20 protein-coding genes are annotated in these 16,471 nt (G+C 73.6%); 12 read left to right on the top strand and 8 right to left on the bottom strand.

Translation table 11 applies throughout. The annotated features are described in order from the left end of the window. Positions 1 to 25 precede the first annotated feature (25 nt). Positions 26 to 1,045, bottom strand: a complete 1,020-nt coding sequence (locus ABT158_RS35670) for a LacI family DNA-binding transcriptional regulator (protein WP_502911595.1) — start codon at positions 1,043 to 1,045, stop codon at positions 26 to 28. Between the two features lie 158 nt (positions 1,046 to 1,203). On the opposite strand from ABT158_RS35670, the gene ABT158_RS35665 reads away from it, so the two are divergent. The 4 genes from ABT158_RS35665 (at position 1,204) to ABT158_RS35650 (ending at position 5,424) form a co-directional block, all read left to right on the top strand. After that, complete coding sequence (locus tag ABT158_RS35665; RefSeq protein ID WP_352361173.1) at positions 1,204 to 2,049, top strand: sulfotransferase family protein; 846 nt, start codon at positions 1,204 to 1,206, stop codon at positions 2,047 to 2,049. Further along, positions 2,046 to 3,224: a glycosyltransferase family 4 protein gene (locus ABT158_RS35660; protein WP_352361171.1), complete on the top strand. Its 1,179-nt coding sequence runs from the start codon at positions 2,046 to 2,048 to the stop codon at positions 3,222 to 3,224. Before ABT158_RS35665 ends, ABT158_RS35660 begins: the two co-directional genes overlap by 4 nt. Before the next feature lie 126 nt (positions 3,225 to 3,350). Next, complete coding sequence (locus ABT158_RS35655; protein ID WP_352361169.1) at positions 3,351 to 4,262, top strand: D-alanyl-D-alanine carboxypeptidase family protein; 912 nt, start codon at positions 3,351 to 3,353, stop codon at positions 4,260 to 4,262. A 94-nt stretch (positions 4,263 to 4,356) separates the two neighbouring features. Then, positions 4,357 to 5,424, top strand: a complete 1,068-nt coding sequence (locus ABT158_RS35650; protein ID WP_352361167.1) for a beta propeller repeat protein — start codon at positions 4,357 to 4,359, stop codon at positions 5,422 to 5,424. Between the two features lie 60 nt (positions 5,425 to 5,484). On the opposite strand, the gene ABT158_RS35645 is transcribed toward ABT158_RS35650, so the two are convergent. Beyond that, entirely contained in the window at positions 5,485 to 6,114 is a 630-nt protein-coding gene (locus ABT158_RS35645) for an alpha-ketoglutarate-dependent dioxygenase AlkB (protein WP_352361165.1), read from the bottom strand. 192 nt (positions 6,115 to 6,306) lie between these two features. On the opposite strand from ABT158_RS35645, the gene ABT158_RS35640 reads away from it, so the two are divergent. After that, positions 6,307 to 7,584, top strand: coding sequence for an MFS transporter (locus ABT158_RS35640; protein ID WP_352361163.1), 1,278 nt, complete (start codon positions 6,307 to 6,309; stop codon positions 7,582 to 7,584). A gap of 6 nt (positions 7,585 to 7,590) precedes the next feature. Here ABT158_RS35640 and ABT158_RS35635 read toward each other — a convergent pair whose 3' ends face one another. The 4 genes from ABT158_RS35635 to ABT158_RS35620 form a co-directional block, all read right to left on the bottom strand. Next, positions 7,591 to 8,130, bottom strand: a complete 540-nt coding sequence (locus ABT158_RS35635) for a CGNR zinc finger domain-containing protein (protein ID WP_352361161.1) — start codon at positions 8,128 to 8,130, stop codon at positions 7,591 to 7,593. Between the two features lie 51 nt (positions 8,131 to 8,181). Continuing rightward, positions 8,182 to 9,141 carry a hypothetical protein gene (locus tag ABT158_RS35630; protein WP_352361159.1) on the bottom strand — a complete coding sequence of 320 codons (960 nt, stop codon included), beginning with the start codon at positions 9,139 to 9,141 and terminating at the stop codon, positions 8,182 to 8,184. Between the two features lie 5 nt (positions 9,142 to 9,146). Continuing rightward, on the bottom strand, positions 9,147 to 10,097 hold the full coding sequence (locus ABT158_RS35625) for a TolB family protein (RefSeq protein WP_352361157.1): 951 nt from the start codon (positions 10,095 to 10,097) through the stop codon (positions 9,147 to 9,149). A 73-nt stretch (positions 10,098 to 10,170) separates the two neighbouring features. Beyond that, a complete protein-coding gene (locus ABT158_RS35620) occupies positions 10,171 to 10,533 on the bottom strand; it encodes a DUF2203 domain-containing protein (protein ID WP_352361155.1) in 363 nt (120 codons plus the stop codon). Between the two features lie 107 nt (positions 10,534 to 10,640). Between ABT158_RS35620 and ABT158_RS35615 the strand changes: the two genes are divergently transcribed. Continuing rightward, complete coding sequence (locus ABT158_RS35615; protein WP_352361153.1) at positions 10,641 to 10,841, top strand: hypothetical protein; 201 nt, start codon at positions 10,641 to 10,643, stop codon at positions 10,839 to 10,841. Positions 10,842 to 10,925: 84 nt separating this feature from the next. Here the strand turns inward: ABT158_RS35615 and ABT158_RS35610 are convergent, their stop codons facing one another. After that, a complete protein-coding gene (locus tag ABT158_RS35610) occupies positions 10,926 to 12,224 on the bottom strand; it encodes an MFS transporter (protein WP_352361151.1) in 1,299 nt (432 codons plus the stop codon). A 195-nt stretch (positions 12,225 to 12,419) separates the two neighbouring features. Between ABT158_RS35610 and ABT158_RS35605 the strand changes: the two genes are divergently transcribed. From ABT158_RS35605 to ABT158_RS35590, 4 genes are all read left to right on the top strand, one after another. Further along, positions 12,420 to 13,187, top strand: coding sequence for a sirohydrochlorin chelatase (locus ABT158_RS35605; RefSeq protein WP_352361149.1), 768 nt, complete (start codon positions 12,420 to 12,422; stop codon positions 13,185 to 13,187). 41 nt (positions 13,188 to 13,228) lie between these two features. Continuing rightward, positions 13,229 to 13,777, top strand: a complete 549-nt coding sequence (locus ABT158_RS35600; protein WP_352361147.1) for a GNAT family N-acetyltransferase — start codon at positions 13,229 to 13,231, stop codon at positions 13,775 to 13,777. Positions 13,778 to 13,874: 97 nt separating this feature from the next. After that, complete coding sequence (locus ABT158_RS35595) at positions 13,875 to 14,306, top strand: hypothetical protein (protein WP_352361145.1); 432 nt, start codon at positions 13,875 to 13,877, stop codon at positions 14,304 to 14,306. Between the two features lie 30 nt (positions 14,307 to 14,336). Next, positions 14,337 to 14,741: a nitroreductase family deazaflavin-dependent oxidoreductase gene (locus tag ABT158_RS35590; protein ID WP_352361143.1), complete on the top strand. Its 405-nt coding sequence runs from the start codon at positions 14,337 to 14,339 to the stop codon at positions 14,739 to 14,741. 83 nt (positions 14,742 to 14,824) lie between these two features. On the opposite strand, the gene ABT158_RS35585 is transcribed toward ABT158_RS35590, so the two are convergent. After that, the gene (locus ABT158_RS35585) at positions 14,825 to 15,778 is read right to left on the bottom strand and encodes a LysR family transcriptional regulator (RefSeq protein WP_352361141.1); all 954 of its coding nucleotides are present in this window, start codon (positions 15,776 to 15,778) and stop codon (positions 14,825 to 14,827) included. An 83-nt stretch (positions 15,779 to 15,861) separates the two neighbouring features. Between ABT158_RS35585 and ABT158_RS35580 the strand changes: the two genes are divergently transcribed. Both ABT158_RS35580 and ABT158_RS35575 read left to right on the top strand, forming a co-directional pair. Next, entirely contained in the window at positions 15,862 to 16,014 is a 153-nt protein-coding gene (locus ABT158_RS35580) for a hypothetical protein (RefSeq protein ID WP_352361139.1), read from the top strand. A gap of 44 nt (positions 16,015 to 16,058) precedes the next feature. Further along, positions 16,059 to 16,427, top strand: a complete 369-nt coding sequence (locus ABT158_RS35575; RefSeq protein ID WP_352361137.1) for a PH domain-containing protein — start codon at positions 16,059 to 16,061, stop codon at positions 16,425 to 16,427. The last annotated feature ends 44 nt before the right edge of the window (positions 16,428 to 16,471 follow it).

Raw genomic sequence — 16,471 nt, 5'->3', positions numbered from 1 at the left:
TACACCTGCCCGCCGATCATCAGGGTCATGCCCGGGACGGCCTGGCTCCCGTGCTCTCCCTGACCACGAGCTCGGGCTCGACCAGCCGCCGCGCCTCGGGCTCGTGCCCGGCCATGAAGTCGAGCAGCAGGTGGAAGGCGTGCCTGCCGACCTCGCCGAAGTCCTGGCGCACGGTGGTCAGCGGCGGCCAGAAGTAGGCCGACTCGGGGATGTCGTCGAACCCGGCCACGCTGACGTCCTCGGGCACCCGGCGGCCGGCCTCGCGCAGCGCGCGCAGCACGCCGAGCGCCATCTGGTCGTTGGCCACGAACACGGCGGTGACGTCGGGGTTCTCGCACAGGCGGCGGCCGAGCTGGTAGCCCGAGCGGGCGCTCCAGTCGCCGCGCAGCACCTCGGGCGCCTCCCGGCCGGCCGCCTCCAGCACGCCGCGCCAGCCCTCGATGCGGCCGTTGGCGTCGAGCCAGTCGGCCGGGCCGGCGACGTGCCAGACCGTCTCGTGACCGAGGCTGAGCAGGTGACGGGTGACCCGCCGGGCGCCCGCCTGCTGGTCGACCTTGGCCACCGGCACCGGGATGTCGTCGCCGGCGTCGACGGCCACCACCGGCATCTCCGGCGGCAGGTGGCGCAGGCCGTCGGCGGCCGACTCGTGCGGCGCCACGATGATCACGCCGTCGACCGCCTGGGCGCGCAGCCGCTGCACGCCCTCCTCCATCGACCTGCGGCTGAGCGAGGGCAGGCTGGCGATGCTGACGTTGTAGCCGGCTCGCCTGGCCGCCTGCTCGATGCAGTAGAGCGTGGAGGCCGGGCCGTAGAGGGTGGTGTCGATGCTGACCACGCCGAGCACCCCGGACCTGCCCGTGACGAGCTGGCGGGCGGCCTGGTTGGGCCGGTAGTCGAGCTCGCGCACCGCGGCCATGACGCGGGCCCTGGTCTCCGCGCGGACCCGGTCGGGCGCGTTGAGCACGCGCGAGACGGTCATGGCAGAGACCCCGGCGAGCACGGCCACGTCCATGAGCACCGCCGGCCTGTCGCCCTTCGCTTTCACCGCCGCCACCTCCTGTCAGCGGTAACGCTAACAGGCCCGGGGCCCTACCGCGCGACCGCGCGGGAGCCGCGAACGGCCCTCGCGAACCAGCGGCACGCCTGGTCGGCGGCCTGACGCTGCCAGGTAACTGCCAGGAACGGTAGGTAGTCTGCCTCGCCATGAACTGGCAGCGGCACGTCAACAAAGCGCTGGTCAGGTTCACCGGATTCCAGATCGAGCGAGTCGGGAACACGCCCTCTCCCCCGCCCGCTCCCGAGATCAGACCGCCCGCGGATCCGCTAACCGACCGGCTGCTCGAATCCCCGATCTTCCTCCTGTCCCCCGTGCGGTCCGGCTCCACGCTCCTGCGCGCGATACTCAACGCCCACCCCGACCTGCACGCCCCGCACGAGCTGCACGTACGCCGGTTGCGGGTGCAGTTCGGCACTCCGCTGGCGGCCAAGGCGATGGCCGCGCTCGGGCACAACCAGGCCGACCTGGAACACCTGCTGTGGGACCGGGTGCTGCACCGCGAGCTGGTCCGCAGCGGCAAGCGGTACGTCGTGGACAAGACCCCCGCCAACGCCTTCGCCCACCAGCGCATCGCCGCCTGCTGGCCGGACGCCCGCTTCGTCTTCCTGCTGCGTCACCCCGCCTCCATCGCCACGTCCTGGCACGAGGCCAGTCAGGACCGGCGCAGCCCCGACGAGGCCGCCCTCGACGCCCTGCGGTACATGAAGGCCGTGCAGCGGGCCAGGGCCGCGCTGCCGGGACTGACCGTCAGGTACGAGGAGCTGAGCGCCGAGCCCGAGCGCGTCACCCGCGAGATCTGCGCGTTCCTCGGCCTGGAGTGGGAGCCGCGGATGCTCTCCTACGGCGAGCAGCGGGTGCTGGAGAAGGGGCTCGGCGACTGGCGGGACAAGATCAGGACCGGGACCGTCCAGCCCGCCCGCGAGCTGCCCTCCCCCGAGCAGATCCCCGAACCCCTCAAGCCCATCGCCCGGACCTGGGGGTACCTCGCGTGAAGATCCGCTACCTGATGCTGCACGCCTACGGCATGGGCGGCACGATCCGCACGGTGGTCAACCAGGCGAACGCGATGACCGCGGCCGGGCACGACGTCGAGCTGGTCAGCCTGGTACGGCGGCGCGAGGCCCCGCAGTTCGCGATCGACCCCCGCGTCACCGTCACCACGCTGGTGGACCAGCGCGAGGGCAGACAGCCCGACTCCGTCGGCCGCAAGGCGTGGCGGCGGATCCGCGGCAAGATCGTGCCGCGCGGCGAGTTCGCCGCCGACTACTTCACCGAGCGGGTGGAACGCGCCGCGAAGGACTACGTCTCCGGCCTGTCCGGCGGCGTCCTGGTGACGACCAGGCCCGCGCTGAACCTGATCTCCGCCCGCCGCACCCCCGCCGACGTCGTCAGGATCGCGCAGGAGCACATGAACCTGTCCGCCTATCCCGACACGATCCGCAGGGAGATCGCCCGTCACTACGGCAGGTTCGCCGCGGTCACCGTGCTGACCAGGACCAACAAGCTCGAATACCAGCGCCTGCTGCCGGACACGCCGGTGGTGGTGATCCCGAACGCCGTCCACCGCGTGGAGCAGGAACCGTCCGGGCAGGTCAACCCGGTCGTGGTGGCGGCCGGGCGGCTGGTGCCGCAGAAGGGGTTCGACCTGCTCATCGAGGCGTTCGCGCAGGTCGTGCGGGTGCATCCGGAGTGGCGGCTGCGGATCTTCGGCACCGGGCCGCGCCGCAGCCAGCTCACCGGGCTGGTCGCGCGGCACGGCCTGGCCGGGCACGTGACGCTGCCCGGCCGTACCGAGCGGCTGGAGAAGGAGCTGGCCGAGGCGTCGGTGTACGCGCTCAGCTCGCGCTTCGAGGGCCTGCCCATGGTGATGATCGAGGCCATGACGCACGCGCTGCCCGTGGTCGCCTTCGACTGCCCCACCGGGCCGCGGGACGTGCTGACCGACGGCGTGGACGGCGTCCTGGTGCCGCCCAGGGACGTGGACGCGCTGGCCGCGGCGCTGATCCGGGTGATCGGCGACCGGGAGCTGCGGGTGCGGATGGGCGAGGCGGCGGCGACGACGTCGCGGGCGTACGGGCCGGAGGTGGTGATGCCGATGTGGGAGGAGCTGTTCTCCGGGCTGACGCGGGGGCAACGGGTGGCGGGCAACCTCTGGACGGGCCGCTGAGGGGCCCGGCACGGGAAAGATCTACCTGGTGGATCCTCCGGCGCCGACGGGGTTTCTAACGATTCGGTCACAAATTTTGCCTTAAATCGTTAAACGCACGTCAAATCGGACGGCAGCCTGGGGTGCATGCGTAACCGGAAAGCTCGACTCACCGCGTTCGCAGGCGCCTTCGCCCTGGTCACGGGGCTGGGCGTGCCCGCGTACGCGCAGACCACGCCCCCCTCGGTCGCGGCCCCTTCCCTCGCCGCCGCCACCACCGCCGACGCCGCCGACGCCGGGGCGCCCGCCGTGTACGGCCGGGCCGCCTACCTGATGGACGCCCGGTCCGGCGCCGCCCTGTTCGGCAAGGCCGCCGACACCCGCATGCCGATCGCCAGCCTCACCAAGACGATGACGGCGTACGTCGTCCTGCAGTCGGCCAAGCCCACGGACATGGTGGAGATCGCCCCCCAGGACGCGCGGTACGCCGAGGACGGCGGCGGCACCACCGCCGACCTGCGGCCCGGCGACCGGCTGCCGGTCGGTGAGCTGCTCTACGCGCTCATGCTGCCCTCGGGCGCCGACGCCGCCCACGCGCTGGCCCGTACGTACGGGCCGGGCGTGCCGGGGTTCGTCGACAAGATGAACGCCACCGCCCGCTCGCTCGGCATGAACGACACCCGGTACGTCAACGCCGACGGGCTGCCCACGCCGGCGGGCGACGGCTGGTCCACCGCCCGCGACCAGGCCGTGCTGGCCGCCAAGGCCCTCCAGGTGCCGCTGATCGAAGGCGTGGCCGGGACCCGGTACCACGAGGTCGCCGCGACCGGGGAGCACGGCGCGTACGGCTGGCGCAACACCAACCGCCTGCTCGCCGAGCCGGGCGTGATCGGGCTGAAGACGGGGTTCACCCGGGCGGCCGGGTACAGCCTGGCCTTCGCCGGCGAGCGGGACGGGCACCGACTGGTGGGCGTGATCCTGGGCGAGTCGGTCTCCAGCCGCCGCTTCGACACCGCCCAGTCCCTCCTCACCTGGGCCCCCACCCGCCCCGCCCCCTGACCCCTCCTGCACCCCCCACCCCCTCCACATGGCAGGCGTCGGCTGTCTGTCCGCATAATGGACGCTCGTGATCTCTTGGGTTAGTTTGCCCGGCATGAACGTTCGCATCGCGATGAGCGTGCTGTCCGCGGCGCTCGTGCTCGCCGCCCCGCTCCCCGCCCACGCCGCCACCCCTGGCCCCGGCCCGGACCTCGGCTGGGAGCTGAAGGAGACCGGCGTGACCGCCCGCTTCCGCGGTCTCGCGCCCGTGAGCAGGGACGTCGTGTGGGCCGCCGGCACCGGCGGAACCGTCCTGCGCACCGTGGACGGCGGCCGCACCTGGCAGAACGTCTCCCCGCCCGGCACCGAGTCCCTTCAGTTCCGCGACGTGGAGGCGTTCGACGCCCGCCACGCCCTGGTCCTGTCGATCGGCACGGGCACGGACGGCCGCGTCTACCGCACCGAGGACGGCGGCCGCACCTGGACCGAGTCCTTCAGGAACGACGAGCCGAACGCCTTCTACGACTGCATGGCCTTCTTCGACCGCCGCCACGGCCTGGCCATGAGCGACCCGGTGAACGGCAGGTTCCGCCTCCTGGCCACCGAGGACGGCGGCCGGAGCTGGCAGGTGCTCCCGTCCACCGGCATGCCGGACGCGCTGCCCGGCGAGGCCGGTTTCGCGGCGAGCGGCCAGTGCCTGGTGACCGCGGGCGGACGCGACGCCTGGATCGCCACCGGCGGCGGCGAGCGGTCACGCGTGTTCCGTTCGGCCGACCGCGGGCGTACGTGGACCGTCTCCGACACCCCGATCCCGGCCGCCGACCCGGCGAAGGGCGTCTTCGCGCTGGCCTTCCGCGACCGGCACCGCGGGATCGCGGTCGGCGGCGACTACCAGCCCGGCCTGCCCTCGCCGAACGCCGCCGCGGTCACCGGGGACGGCGGCGCCACCTGGCGGACCGCCACGACCCCGCCGCCCGCGTACCGGTCGGGGGTGACGTGGCTGCCGCACCTGCCGTTCGCGGCGATCGCCGTCGGGCCCACGGGCAGCGACGTGACGTACACCGGCGGAGCCCGTTGGGAGACCTTCGACGGCGGCTCGTTCGACACGGTCTCGTGCACCCCGGACCTGTCCTGCTGGGCCTCCGGCGAGCAGGGCCGCATAGCCCGTCTCCGCCTCCGCTAGCACGCGGGGCGCGCGGGCCCACGACGGGCACGGGGCGCGCGGCGGGCGCGGCGGGCCGGGTCAGCGGACGCCGCGGGGCCTGAACTGGATGCTGATGCGCGGCCCCGCGGGCCGGGCGGTCTTGGGGACGGCGTGCTCCCACGTCCGCTGGCAGCTGCCGCCCATGACGATCAGGTCGCCATGGCCGAGGTCGCGGCGGATCGAGGGGCCGCCGCCGCGCGGGCGCAGCAGGAGCGGGCGGGGGCTGCCCACCGAGACGATCGCGACCATGGTGTCCTCGCTGCTGCCCCGGCCGACGGTGTCGCCGTGCCAGGCCACGCTGTCGCGGCCGTCGCGGTAGAAGCACAGGCCCGCGGTGCGGAAGGGCTCGCCCAGCTCCTCGCCGTAGTGGGCGTCGAGCGCCGCTCTGGCCTGGTCGAGGACGGGGTCGGGCAGCGTCTCGCCCTCGTCGTAGAACTTGAGCAGGCGCGGGACGTCGAGGACCCGGTCGTACATGCGGCGGCGCTCGGCCCGCCACGGCACGGTCTCGGCCAGCCGCGCGAACAGCGTGTCGGCCCCCGTCAGCCAGCCGGGCCGCAGGTCGATCCAGGCTCCGTGATCGAGGTACGTCCGGCGGACCGTGGCGCCCAGCCGCCCGACGCCGAGCTCCTCGTCGAGACCCAGCAGAGATGCTTGGAACGCGGCTTTCATGAGGCCGAGTCTATGGCATTGTTCAAACACACATTCGACTAGGGGCGCTGGAAGGCGCCCGGCCTGTGCGGTACGCAGTCCGTACAGGCCGGGCGGGTCGCCGCCGGCGGGCGCGAGGCCCGCGCGGGACGATCATCCGAGCCCTTCCCCGCCCGGACCGTCCCTTAACACGGATCCTGTAACGTCTTGCTGGTGCTGACGCGTTACATGGCCGGGGTGGTCGCGGCCCGGACCGGCGACGAGATGTCCGGGCCCGCCCTCCTGGTGGCCGGGCTCGCCGCCACCGGGTCTCCGCTGCTGGGGGCGTCGCTGCTGGCCGGGCTGACCGTCTCGGCGGCCGTCGGCGGGCCGCTGCTCGGCGTGCTGCTGGACCGCGCCCGCCGTCCTGGCCGGTTGCTGGCGTGCTGCCTGCTCGGGTACGCGGCCGGTCTGCTGCTGGTGGCGGCCGGTGTCGGACGGGTGCCCGGGACGGCGCTGGTGGCGCTGGCCGTGGTGACCGGGCTGGCGGGCCCCGCGCTGACCGGCGGCTGGACGGGACAGCTCCCCCTGGTCTCCGGGCCCGACCGGGGACGGCTGGCACGGGCCACCGCGCTGGACGCCATGACGTACAACGTGGCGGGGCTGGCCGGTCCGGCGGCGGTCGGCGTGGTCGCGGCCGTGGCGGGCGGGACGGCCGCGGTCCTCGTCTCCGTGGCCCTCCTCCTGACCGCCCTCCCCGCCGCCTGGACCCTCCCCACCCGCACCCCCCGCCATTGGCCCACCCCCGCCCACCCCACGAGCGACCTCCCCGCAGGCAACCGGCCGGTCGGCGAGCGGCGGCGCTTCGGCCGCGTCGCCTCGCCGGTACGGGCGGCGGGAGCGGTCGGGCGGGAGATGGCGGCCGGGGTTCGGGCGGTGCTCGGGAACCGGGTGCTGGGGCGGGCCACCGCCGGGTCGATGGTCTCGTGCGCCGGGGCGGGCATGTTCGTGGTGTCGGCGCCGGTGCTGGGGCTGGAGCTCACGGGCGACAGCAGCCGCGGCACGCTGCTGCTGGCCGTCACGGCGGCGGCCGGCCTGGCCGCGAACGGGCTCCTGGCCTGGCGCGGCGGCCCCCGTCGCCGGAATACGGCACCGGCGTGGGACAGAACCCTGGCCTGGTCCACCGCGCTGGTCGGCGCGGGCATGGCGTTGGCCGCCACAGCAGGAACGGCCCTGGTGGGGGCGTACTGGATCGCGGTGGTCGCGGCGGGGCTGGTGGGCATGGGCGAGGGCCCGCAGTTGACGGCGCTGTTCGCGGTGCGGCAACGCGAGGCCCCCGCCGGGCTGCGCAGCCAGGTGTTCACGACCGGCGCCAGCCTCAAGATCACTTCTTTCGCCGTCGGATCGGCGCTGGCGGGCCCCCTGAGCACCCACTCGGCCGCCGCCGCCCTGCTGACCGGCGCAGCCTTACAGGCCGTGGCCGTCTGTGTCCTCCTGCGCCGCCGCGGCTAGCAGGCGTCAGCGGCCGGTCTGGGGGCGGGCGCGGTGGGCGGCGACGCGGGCGCGGGTGGCGCAGCGGGTGCCGCAGTAGCGGCGGGGGCTGCCGCCGCCCAGGTCGAGGTACGGCCGTCCGCACCCCGCGGCCGCGCACAACCCGCCCGGAACACGCTGATGGTCGGCGACCAGCACGGCCAGGGCCATCGCCGACGAGGCCAGGAACCACTCGGCCCACGGCGCGTCGTCGCCGCTGTCGACGTGCAGATGCCAGGACGTCGTGCCCCGGTGGCTGGTCAGCCTGGGCGGCCGGGCGGTGTCGGCGAGCAGGCGGTTGAGCAGGCCCGCCGCCTCCCCGGCGTCATGCGCGCCCAGCACGTCGCGCAGCCGGGCCGCCGCGGCGCGCATCGCGGCCACGTCGGAGTCGTCGAGGCCCAGGTCGCCGTGTTCGCCGTGGCGGCGCAGGACGTCCGTCACCGAGGCGGGCGTCGGCTCTTCGTGCAGCAGCGCCACGCACAGCTCGACGGCTCTGACGGCCATCGCCCTGGTCGAGTGAACCTCCACGCGGCAAGCGTATCCACGGCGGGGCTCCCCCTGCCCCGCCGTGGCACGGACTCAGCCGCCGCAGGCGGCGAAGACGAAGCTGTCCTTGAGTACGGTGTACCGGTCCCTGACCCGCACGACGCCCGTCCCGGTGTCGACCTGGACGATGGTCATCCTGGACGAGCCGGACACCAGGTGCAGCGTGACCTGCGTGTCCCCGGTCCAGTCGATCATGCTGAGCTCGCCGTCCGGCAGCTTGACCTTCCTGCGTCCGGTGACCTCGTCGGTGGCGAGGTCGTAGGTGAGCAGCTCGGTCTTCCTGCCGCGGATCACGACCGCCGCCGTGTGCCCGTCGCCGGCCAGCGCCTGCGGGCCGTTGGCGGCCACGACCTGCGGCGGCGTGACGCGTACGAGGTGCTCGCCCGTCTGGTCGCGGACGACCAGGTCGGTGACGGAGTCGTCGGACTCGATCGAGGACAGCACCTCGTCGCCGTCGCCGCTGAACCCGAGGAAGGTCTCGTCGGCGGGCACGGTGCCGAGCAGGGCGCCGGTCGCGGTGTCGAAGATCTTCGTGGCGGCGGGCCGGTCGCTCTGGACCACGACGGCCAGCCGCGCGCCGTCGCCGGAGAGCTGGAGCATCACCTCGTTCTGGGCGACCCGCGGCAGCGCGTCCCCGGGCAGCAGCGTGACGCCGCCGCCGAGCACGCGCACGGCCAGTCTCCCGGCCTTGGTGAGGTACGCCACGCGCTGCCCGTCGCCGCTGACCGCGATCGGCGCCGGCGAGGTGACGGTGGACCTGCGCCTGGCGTCGAGCGCGACGACCTGGGCGTCGGGCAGCGTCCTGCGCCCGCCGTCGTGCATGACCAGCCGCCACTGCCCGCAGGGCCGGGACGTGCCGTCCTTGTCCGGGCAGCCCTTGACGGAGGCGTACCGGATGCTGTCGTGGCCGTGGTCGTGCGGCGCGGCCTGGGCGGCGGCCGGGACGGCGGTGAGGGTGAGCAGCGCCGCGGTCAGCAAAGGGACGATTCTCATGATGGTCACTCCCCCGGGAACACGATGGTGTGAGGGTCGGGGCCCACCTTGTAGGTGTCGGTACGGCGGGCCTGGCCGGAAGCGGGGTCGACGGTGAGCACCCGTACCACCGTCGACTTCGTGGTGCTGCTGTCGTAGGAGTAGGCGGCGAGCCGTCCGTCCGGGGTCCAGCGGGTGTGGTCGGGCGAGGCGTCGCCGGCGAGGGGCAGGTTCACGCCGTCGGCGAGCCGGGCGGTCTCCAGGTCGTACGTGCGCATCCGGGGCGGGCCGCCCCGGCTGCCGCCGGTGCTGAACGCGGCGACGGTGTGCCCGTCGGGGGACAGCGCGAGGGTGGCGGCGTTGGCGACGAACTGGGGGGCCTGGCTCCTGAGCGTGCGGCCGTCGAGCCCGTAGGAGTACAGCCATCTGGTGCCGTCGCTCAGGTCGCGGGTGGTGAGCACCTCGTCCCCGTCGCCGCTGAGGCCGGCCGGTTCGCCCTTGACGGTCAGGCGGGTGACCCTGCCGGTGGCCAGGGTGAGCACGTCGACGTGGCCCTGGCGGCCGACGAGGAGCCGGTCGCCGGCCGTTGACAGGAAGAGGGCGTCGTCCTCGCCGGGCCGCAGGGACCTGGGCAGTTCCCTGACCGGGCCGCCGGCCGCCGCGCGGACGACCAGGCGGTGGTCGCGGGCCCGCTGGTAGACGATGGTCCGGCCGTCGCCGCTGAGGGCGAACAGGGAGGTCGCGCGGCCTTTGGCGCGGACGGCGGAGTCGCCGACGGTGACCTTGCGGCCGTCACGGAGAAGCAGGTGCCAGTGGCCGCACGCGGACGTGCCCTCGACGGGCAGCTCGCAGGCGGTGACCCAGGCCGCGCGGGCCTGCGGCGGCCCGGTGTGCGCAGGTGCGGCGGCGGCCGGGAGCCCCAGCCCGCCGACGACCGCCGGCGCGAGGAGCGCGGCGGCCGCTGAGGATAGCCTCATGAGTGGTGATCCTTTCGCTCACCTGGTTAGACCCATGGGCACGGTGGCGAGTTGGTCACAGGTAGGCCACGCTTCAGGGCAGCGGGCGCCGCCCGGCGAAGCCCAGATCCGTACGGTGGTACCAGGCGAGCTCGGGCTCCCCCTCGATCCAGCACAGCCGCACCGACGCCCCGCCGAGCACCGAGGGGAAGTCGATCAGCAGCGGCGCGACGCCCTTGACCTCGATCCCCTGCTCGCTCCACCGGGTCAGTGTCTCCTCGATGCGCGCCTCGATCGCCTTGATCTCGGGCAGCCCGCCGAGCCGCGACCCGCCGGCGGCCTCCCGGTCGAAGGCGATCTCGGCCAGGTCGGCGCGGCCCGCGACGATCTCCCGCGCCTCGGCGATGATGCCGGGCAGCAGGGCGCGCGCCTCGTCCAGGGTGAAGATCCGATCCATGCGGAAACGCTACCCGTTCGGCTGGTAGGCGTGGATGAGCAGCCGCTCGGCGTTCCTCATCGGCGTGCTTCCCGGCTACGCGAGCGTGGGGGTGGCCGGGATCGTCGGTGGCGCTGGCCCCGATCATCGCGCTCAAGCTCTTCGACCTGTACGGCACCACCCTCGCCGTGTCCCTGTACGTGGTTGTCGCGCCGGCCGTCACCGCCGTAGGTTTGGCCATCGCCCCGGAAACCCGCGACCTGGACATCGCCGCCGGCGAGAGCGGCACCGCCAGGAGGCTGCCCGGCCAGGTGGGTCCCTTCGCCTGAGTGCGGGGGGAAGACGGGAACGCCGCGAAGGTGTGGGCGGCGGCTGCCACCGCCGCCCACGCGCGCCCCACTCGGACAGCGCTCTCAGACGGCGGTCTCCGGCTCGGTGACCCGCGGGCGCCTGCGCCAGTCGCCCTTGAACGCCGCCATCGAGGCCAGGAACACGACCTGCCCGGCCAGCGCCACGGCGAGCCAGGTGCCCCAGCCGCCCGCGGAGACCACCATGGGCGAGACGACCAGCAGCACCACGATCATGACGCGGACGACCATGCCCCAGATGCCCAGCGCCGAGCCCTGCAGACGCGACTCGACGTCCTCGGCGTTCTCGGAGAAGTTGGCCATCCACGGCACGTACGCGACGCCCATGAACAGGAAGAGCAGCGCGAAGACGGCGGTGACGTGCCCCGGGGAGACGCCGGGGCCGACCATGCTGATGAAGTAGGCCAGGGTGAGGACGGTCAGCGCGGTGCCGGCGGCCGTGAACGGCTTGCGCAGCCGCAGCCGGTCGGAGACCCGGCCGACGACGACCACGGCCACCGCGTTGAGCACGATGCCGAGCGCCACCACCCGGTTGGCCCCCGCCGGCTCCAGGCCGAACGCCTCCACCAGGATCGTCTGCCCGAAGATCGCGAACGTCCAGTAGAGCACCTGCCAGCCGGTGTTGCCCAGGACGTGGGCCCACAGGTGGGGATGGCGGAACAGCTCGCGCACCCGTCCGGCGTCGATCTTCTCCTCCGCCGCGACGGCCTCCTCGGCGTCGAGCACCTGGGCCCGCAGCGCCGCCGACGGCTCGGCGATCTTCCAGACGATGACCGCGCACATGGCCAGCGAGACGACGCCCATGATGATCGCCTGCGACTGCCAGGCGTTGCCGAACAGCGGCAGCGTGAACCCGGCGATGAACGAGGCCAGGAAGGACGCACCGACCGGCCCCCACGTCCAGAACGCGAACGCCTGCGCCCGGCCGAGCCGCGGGGAGAAGTCGCGGACGAGGGAGGCGGTGATGGTGATCCCGGCGCCCTCGATGAACAGCATCAGGCAGCGCACCCAGAACAGGCCGGCCACGGTGTCCACGGTGGCGAGCAGGAAGTTGCAGGCCGCCGTGACGGTGAGGGTGGGCACCAGGAGCGTGACCCGTCCCCAGCGGTCGGACAGGATGCCGCCGACGCCCGCCGACAGGCCGCCGATCAGGACCGATCCCGCGGCGAGCAGGCCGTAGACCGTGAGCGACATGCCCAGGTCCTTCATCAGCAGCGGCAGGATCGTGGCGAGCGTGGTCTCGAAGTTGGCCACCAGGCTCGCCAGCACGGCTATCGCCAGCAGGAAGATCCGCCGGCGACCGACCGGGTACACGCTCAGCTCGCGGACATAGAACGGCTTCATTCCCATCCTCCGGGGACGGTGTGTGACGGTCGCTCTAGAACGCGTTTCTAGTTGCCTCAGAGTTGCCCTTCGCGGGGGTCTCCGTCAACGGCGGCGGCGGTCACGATGTGATCTCGATCACAGCCTTCCTGTTGTGACGGAATCGCACCCGATTCACAGAACAACCACCCGCGAATAGGCATAAACTGCGCGCCTGTGAGCCTGCCTGTACGTGAACGTTCCCCCCGGCCCGGCGGCGGCCGGCACCGCCGCCCCGTGCCCACGTCCCTGCCGCCGGACGCGCCCATGCTCGTGCTGGCCACCCCCGGCGGCACCGGCGGCGTGGCCGAAGAGATCGCGGCCGTGGTGCGGGTCGACAACCCGCAGATCGAGGTGCGGCTGACCGCCGTCGCCGACCTGGCAGACTCGCTGCCCGCGGGCCGCGACGCCGTCGTGGTGCCCCTGCTCACCTGGGACGACCCGGTCGTCATGGCCGAGATCGGCAAGGCCATCGCGGCGGCCGGATCCGGCGCGGTCGCCACCGAGGCGCTCGGCCCCCACCCGCTGCTCGCCGAGGCCCTGCACATCAGGCTGGCCGAGCGCGGCCTGGCCAGGGCCGACCGGGTCCGCCTGCTCAACGTCTCCAGCCCCGTCGACGCCGTCATCCTGGGCACGGTGGGCGGCGAGCGCGCGGTGCACGCCGTCCAGGCCACGGCCGTGCTGCTGGCCTCCAGGCTCACGCTGCCGGTCGTCGCCGCCTCGCTGGACAGCGAGCCCGGCGTGGACGTCGCCGCCCAGCGCCTGCGCGCCGCCGGGGCCGAGCGGCTGGCCATCGCGCCCTGCCTGATCGGCCACGAGGCCCCGGCGGAGCTCGTCGAGCGCGCCGCCGCCGCCGTCGAGGCCGGTCACGCCGAGCCGCTCGGGGCGCACAGTGCCGTCGCCGAACTTGTCGCGCGGGCTTACGGCAGTCAGCTGGCGACTTGACACCCTTGTGAAGATCGCTTCAGTCGCGTTACGTTCTGCGCATGCGGCGCGTGATGGTCATCGGCCAGCGAATCGGACTTCGTGACCTCACCGACGCCGACGTCGTCCCGCTGCACTCCGTCTACGGCGATCCGGCGGCCACGCAGCACATGCCGTTCGCGCCGCGCAGCGTGCAGGAGGTCGCCGCCCTGGTCGGCCAGGCCATGGAGGCGGCCGCCGCCGAGCCGCGCCGCCTCTACGTGCTGGCCGTCGTGGACGCCGACCGGCGGCACGTGATCGGCGTGGCCCGCCTGAAGATCGACCCCGACCTGCCCCACAGCGCCGAGATCGGCTTCGGCCTCCATCCCGACCAGTGGGGCCGCGGCATCGGCACCGACCTGGTACGCCTGCTGCTGTCGTTCGGCTTCAAGCAGCTCGGGCTGCACCGCGTCTGGGGCGCGAGGTCGCCGGCCAACCTGCCCGCCCAGCTCGCCATGCTGACGGCCGGCATGGTCGAGGAGGGACGGATCCGGCACCACGTGCACACCCCGCACGGCTGGCGCGACTCCATCGTGCACGCGGCGATCCAGGACGAATGGACCGAGCGCTAGCGGCGACGAGCGGCACGGCCGGTGGACGGTGAGTGGCGCGCCGCGGAATTGTCGGTGGCACGTCCTACGATGAGCCTCCTCACGGAGGGATAGCCGCATGCCTGACTCGCTGATCGTGCCCCTGTTCGTCACCACCGACCTGCCGCCGCACGCGGACCTGGCCGACTTCGGTGAGCTGCTGGCCCGCACGGCGCGGGTGCTCGGCCCCGACGGCTGCGAGGCGGTCCTGTCCGGCAAGGTGTTCTGGCTCGACCGGCCGGTGCTGCCGGCGCAGCGGCCCGCCGCCGACGACGAGCTGCGCTTCGCCGGGATGCTCGGGCACCTCGTCACGTCCGGGCCCGGCGTCCGCGAGGTGGTGGCCGGCGTGCGGCGGGCGATCGGCGCGGCGGTGACCGAGCGCTACGGCGACGTGGGCGCGGCGCCCGCCGTGTTCGCGATCCGCGACCGCGACGTGCGCGAGCGCACCCCCGACTCGGCCCTCCCGCTCGACAGCCGGCACGCCGCCGAGCTGGTCGGCGCGGCACGGTGAGGACACCCCCGGGCGGGGTAGTCCAGAGGCATGCTCTATGGCAAGGAACACGTGCAGCGCTATCAGGCCACCGACGGCGCGGAGGGGCACGACTGGAACAACACCACCGTCCTCCTCCTGACCACCAAGGGGCGTAACTCCGGCAAGCCGTACACCACGCCGCTGATCTACCAGCGGTTCGGCGACGACTTCCTCGTGGTCGCGTCCAAGGGCGGCGACCCCGAAGATCCCCAGTGGTACAAGAACCTGCTGGCCCATCCCGACGTCGAGGTGCAGGTCAAGGGCGACAGGTTCAAGGCGCGCGCCCGCACCGCCTCGGCGGAGGAGAAGCCCGAGATGTGGCGGACGATGACCCGCACCTGGCCCCAGTACGACGAATACCAGGAGAAGACCGACCGCCAGATCCCGGTGGTCGTGCTCGAACGCACCACGTAGGCGTCAGGCCCCGGTGGTCGTGCTCGAACGCACCACGTAGGCGTCAGGCCCCGGTGGTCGTGCTCGAACGCACCACCTGGGCGTCAGGCCACCAGCAGGGCCTCGTCGGCCTCGGGGAGCCAGGAGCCCGGCGGGCGGCGCAGCCAGTGGCGGGCCCGTCCGAGTTCGGCGACGGCGGCCAGGAGCGCGGCGAGGCCCGGGTGGCGCAGGCCCTTGGGATGCACCAGGTTCTGCAGGCCGAGCGGCACGGGCTCGGCCAGCGGCCTGTTCACCGCGCCCGGGACCCCGCCGATCCCCACGCTGGACAGCACGGGTTCGCGATGCCGGCGCAGGTAGTGCCCCATCTCCGCGGCCCCCTCGGGCGCGGCGTGCGGCCGGGCCAGCCGCAGCCCGAACGCCTCGGCCAGCCGCTCCCCCAGGTCGCTCCACTCCCGCGTGCCGGCGTTCCCGGCCATGACGTCCAGCGGGAAGGCGGCCAGCGCGGCGAGCGGCACGGCGGCCGGCTCCGCCAGCGGGTGGTCCGCCGGCAGGAGCACGGCCAGGGGCTGCAGGCGCACCGGGACCTGGGCCAGCCGGGCGCGCACGTCCGCGGGCAGCCCGGCGAAGCGCCCGAACGACACGTCGAGCCGTCCGTCCAGCATCGCCGCCGCCCCCGCGGTCAGGCCGCCGTGGAAGCGGGCCAGCATCTCGACCCCGGGGGCCAGTTCCCGGGCTCTGAGCAGCGGCTCGGGCAGCTCGGGGCCCTGCATGGTGACGTCCACGAGCAGCGGGCGATCGGCGCCGAGCGCGTCGGCGACGACCTCGTCGTGCAGCGCCACCAGCCGCCGCGCCCCGGGCAGCAGCCGGGCACCGGCGGGGGTCAGCTCCACCCGGCGGGTGGACCGGACGAACAGCGGCGTCCCGAGCCTGGTCTCCAGCGAGCGCACGTCCCGGCTGAGCGCCTGCTGGGCCAGGAAGAGCCGCGCGGCGGCGCGTCCGAAGTGCAGCTCCTCGGCGACGGCGACGAAGACGCGCAGCAGCCGGGGGTGCAGATCCACGACGCCACATTAACCACAAAAGCGCGTCAATCGCGATATTTCGGTGTTGGACCAGGCGCAGACGTCACCGCGACGCTGGAAGCATGATCCGCCGTCTCCTGACCCGCCTCCTCCGTCCAGCGCCGCCCGCTCCGGCCCAGGTCCGCGCGCTGTTCGGGCTGCCACGGCCGCCCGGCACGTGCGGCTGCCTGCTCGACCTCCCGCACGACCCGTCCGCCCATCCGGCGGGCCCCTGAGCCCGGCACGGAACGCGGGGGCACGTCCCGTTCGTTGACCGGGCATGGCTGACATCCCCTACGACCGCAAAGAGCAGTTCAAGCAGATCGAGAGCGGCCTGCTCCCCGGCGAGCAGATCATCGCCGTCTACGACGCGATCGGGGCGGGCACCGGGTTCCTGGGGCTCACGGACCGGCGGGTGATCGTGCAGGACAAGTCGTTCGTGGGCAAGCGGATCGCGATCACCAGCATCCCCTACGCCAAGATCTCGGCGGTGAGCGTCGTGAGCAACAAGTCGCTGGCCGGCGGGTTCTTCTCCTCCGGCGCCATCGCCATCCACGTCGGCACGCACACCTACGAGGTGGACTTCCGCGGCGACAACAAGGCCCACCACGTGCACAACGTCATCCTCCACTACATTTCGCAGGGCTGATCGGCGTCACGCGTGGTCTCCTGGGCAGGGTTGAGCGTATTCTG

This window comes from Nonomuraea sp. NPDC001636 (assembly GCF_040298265.1).
In the GTDB taxonomy this organism is placed as follows: Bacteria; Actinomycetota; Actinomycetes; order Streptosporangiales; family Streptosporangiaceae; genus Nonomuraea.
The sequence above is the reverse complement of the archived record's forward strand: the minus strand, read 5'-3'. Positions and strand labels throughout refer to the sequence as shown.

What these genes read in the sequence shown, in the direction of transcription:
- ABT158_RS35655 (WP_352361169.1), top strand. Translation starts at nt 3,351, where the DNA reads ATGCGTAACCGGAAAGCTCGACTCACCGCGTTCGCAGGCGCCTTCGCC.
- ABT158_RS35595 (WP_352361145.1), top strand. Translation starts at nt 13,875, where the DNA reads ATGCCTGACTCGCTGATCGTGCCCCTGTTCGTCACCACCGACCTGCCG.
- ABT158_RS35575 (WP_352361137.1), top strand. Translation starts at nt 16,059, where the DNA reads ATGGCTGACATCCCCTACGACCGCAAAGAGCAGTTCAAGCAGATCGAG.
- ABT158_RS35610 (WP_352361151.1), bottom strand. Translation starts at nt 12,224, where the DNA reads ATGAAGCCGTTCTATGTCCGCGAGCTGAGCGTGTACCCGGTCGGTCGC.
- ABT158_RS35625 (WP_352361157.1), bottom strand. Translation starts at nt 10,097, where the DNA reads ATGAGGCTATCCTCAGCGGCCGCCGCGCTCCTCGCGCCGGCGGTCGTC.
- ABT158_RS35650 (WP_352361167.1), top strand. Translation starts at nt 4,357, where the DNA reads ATGAACGTTCGCATCGCGATGAGCGTGCTGTCCGCGGCGCTCGTGCTC.
- ABT158_RS35665 (WP_352361173.1), top strand. Translation starts at nt 1,204, where the DNA reads ATGAACTGGCAGCGGCACGTCAACAAAGCGCTGGTCAGGTTCACCGGA.
- ABT158_RS35630 (WP_352361159.1), bottom strand. Translation starts at nt 9,141, where the DNA reads ATGAGAATCGTCCCTTTGCTGACCGCGGCGCTGCTCACCCTCACCGCC.
- ABT158_RS35600 (WP_352361147.1), top strand. Translation starts at nt 13,229, where the DNA reads ATGCGGCGCGTGATGGTCATCGGCCAGCGAATCGGACTTCGTGACCTC.
- ABT158_RS35590 (WP_352361143.1), top strand. Translation starts at nt 14,337, where the DNA reads ATGCTCTATGGCAAGGAACACGTGCAGCGCTATCAGGCCACCGACGGC.
- ABT158_RS35580 (WP_352361139.1), top strand. Translation starts at nt 15,862, where the DNA reads ATGATCCGCCGTCTCCTGACCCGCCTCCTCCGTCCAGCGCCGCCCGCT.
- ABT158_RS35620 (WP_352361155.1), bottom strand. Translation starts at nt 10,533, where the DNA reads ATGGATCGGATCTTCACCCTGGACGAGGCGCGCGCCCTGCTGCCCGGC.
- ABT158_RS35645 (WP_352361165.1), bottom strand. Translation starts at nt 6,114, where the DNA reads ATGAAAGCCGCGTTCCAAGCATCTCTGCTGGGTCTCGACGAGGAGCTC.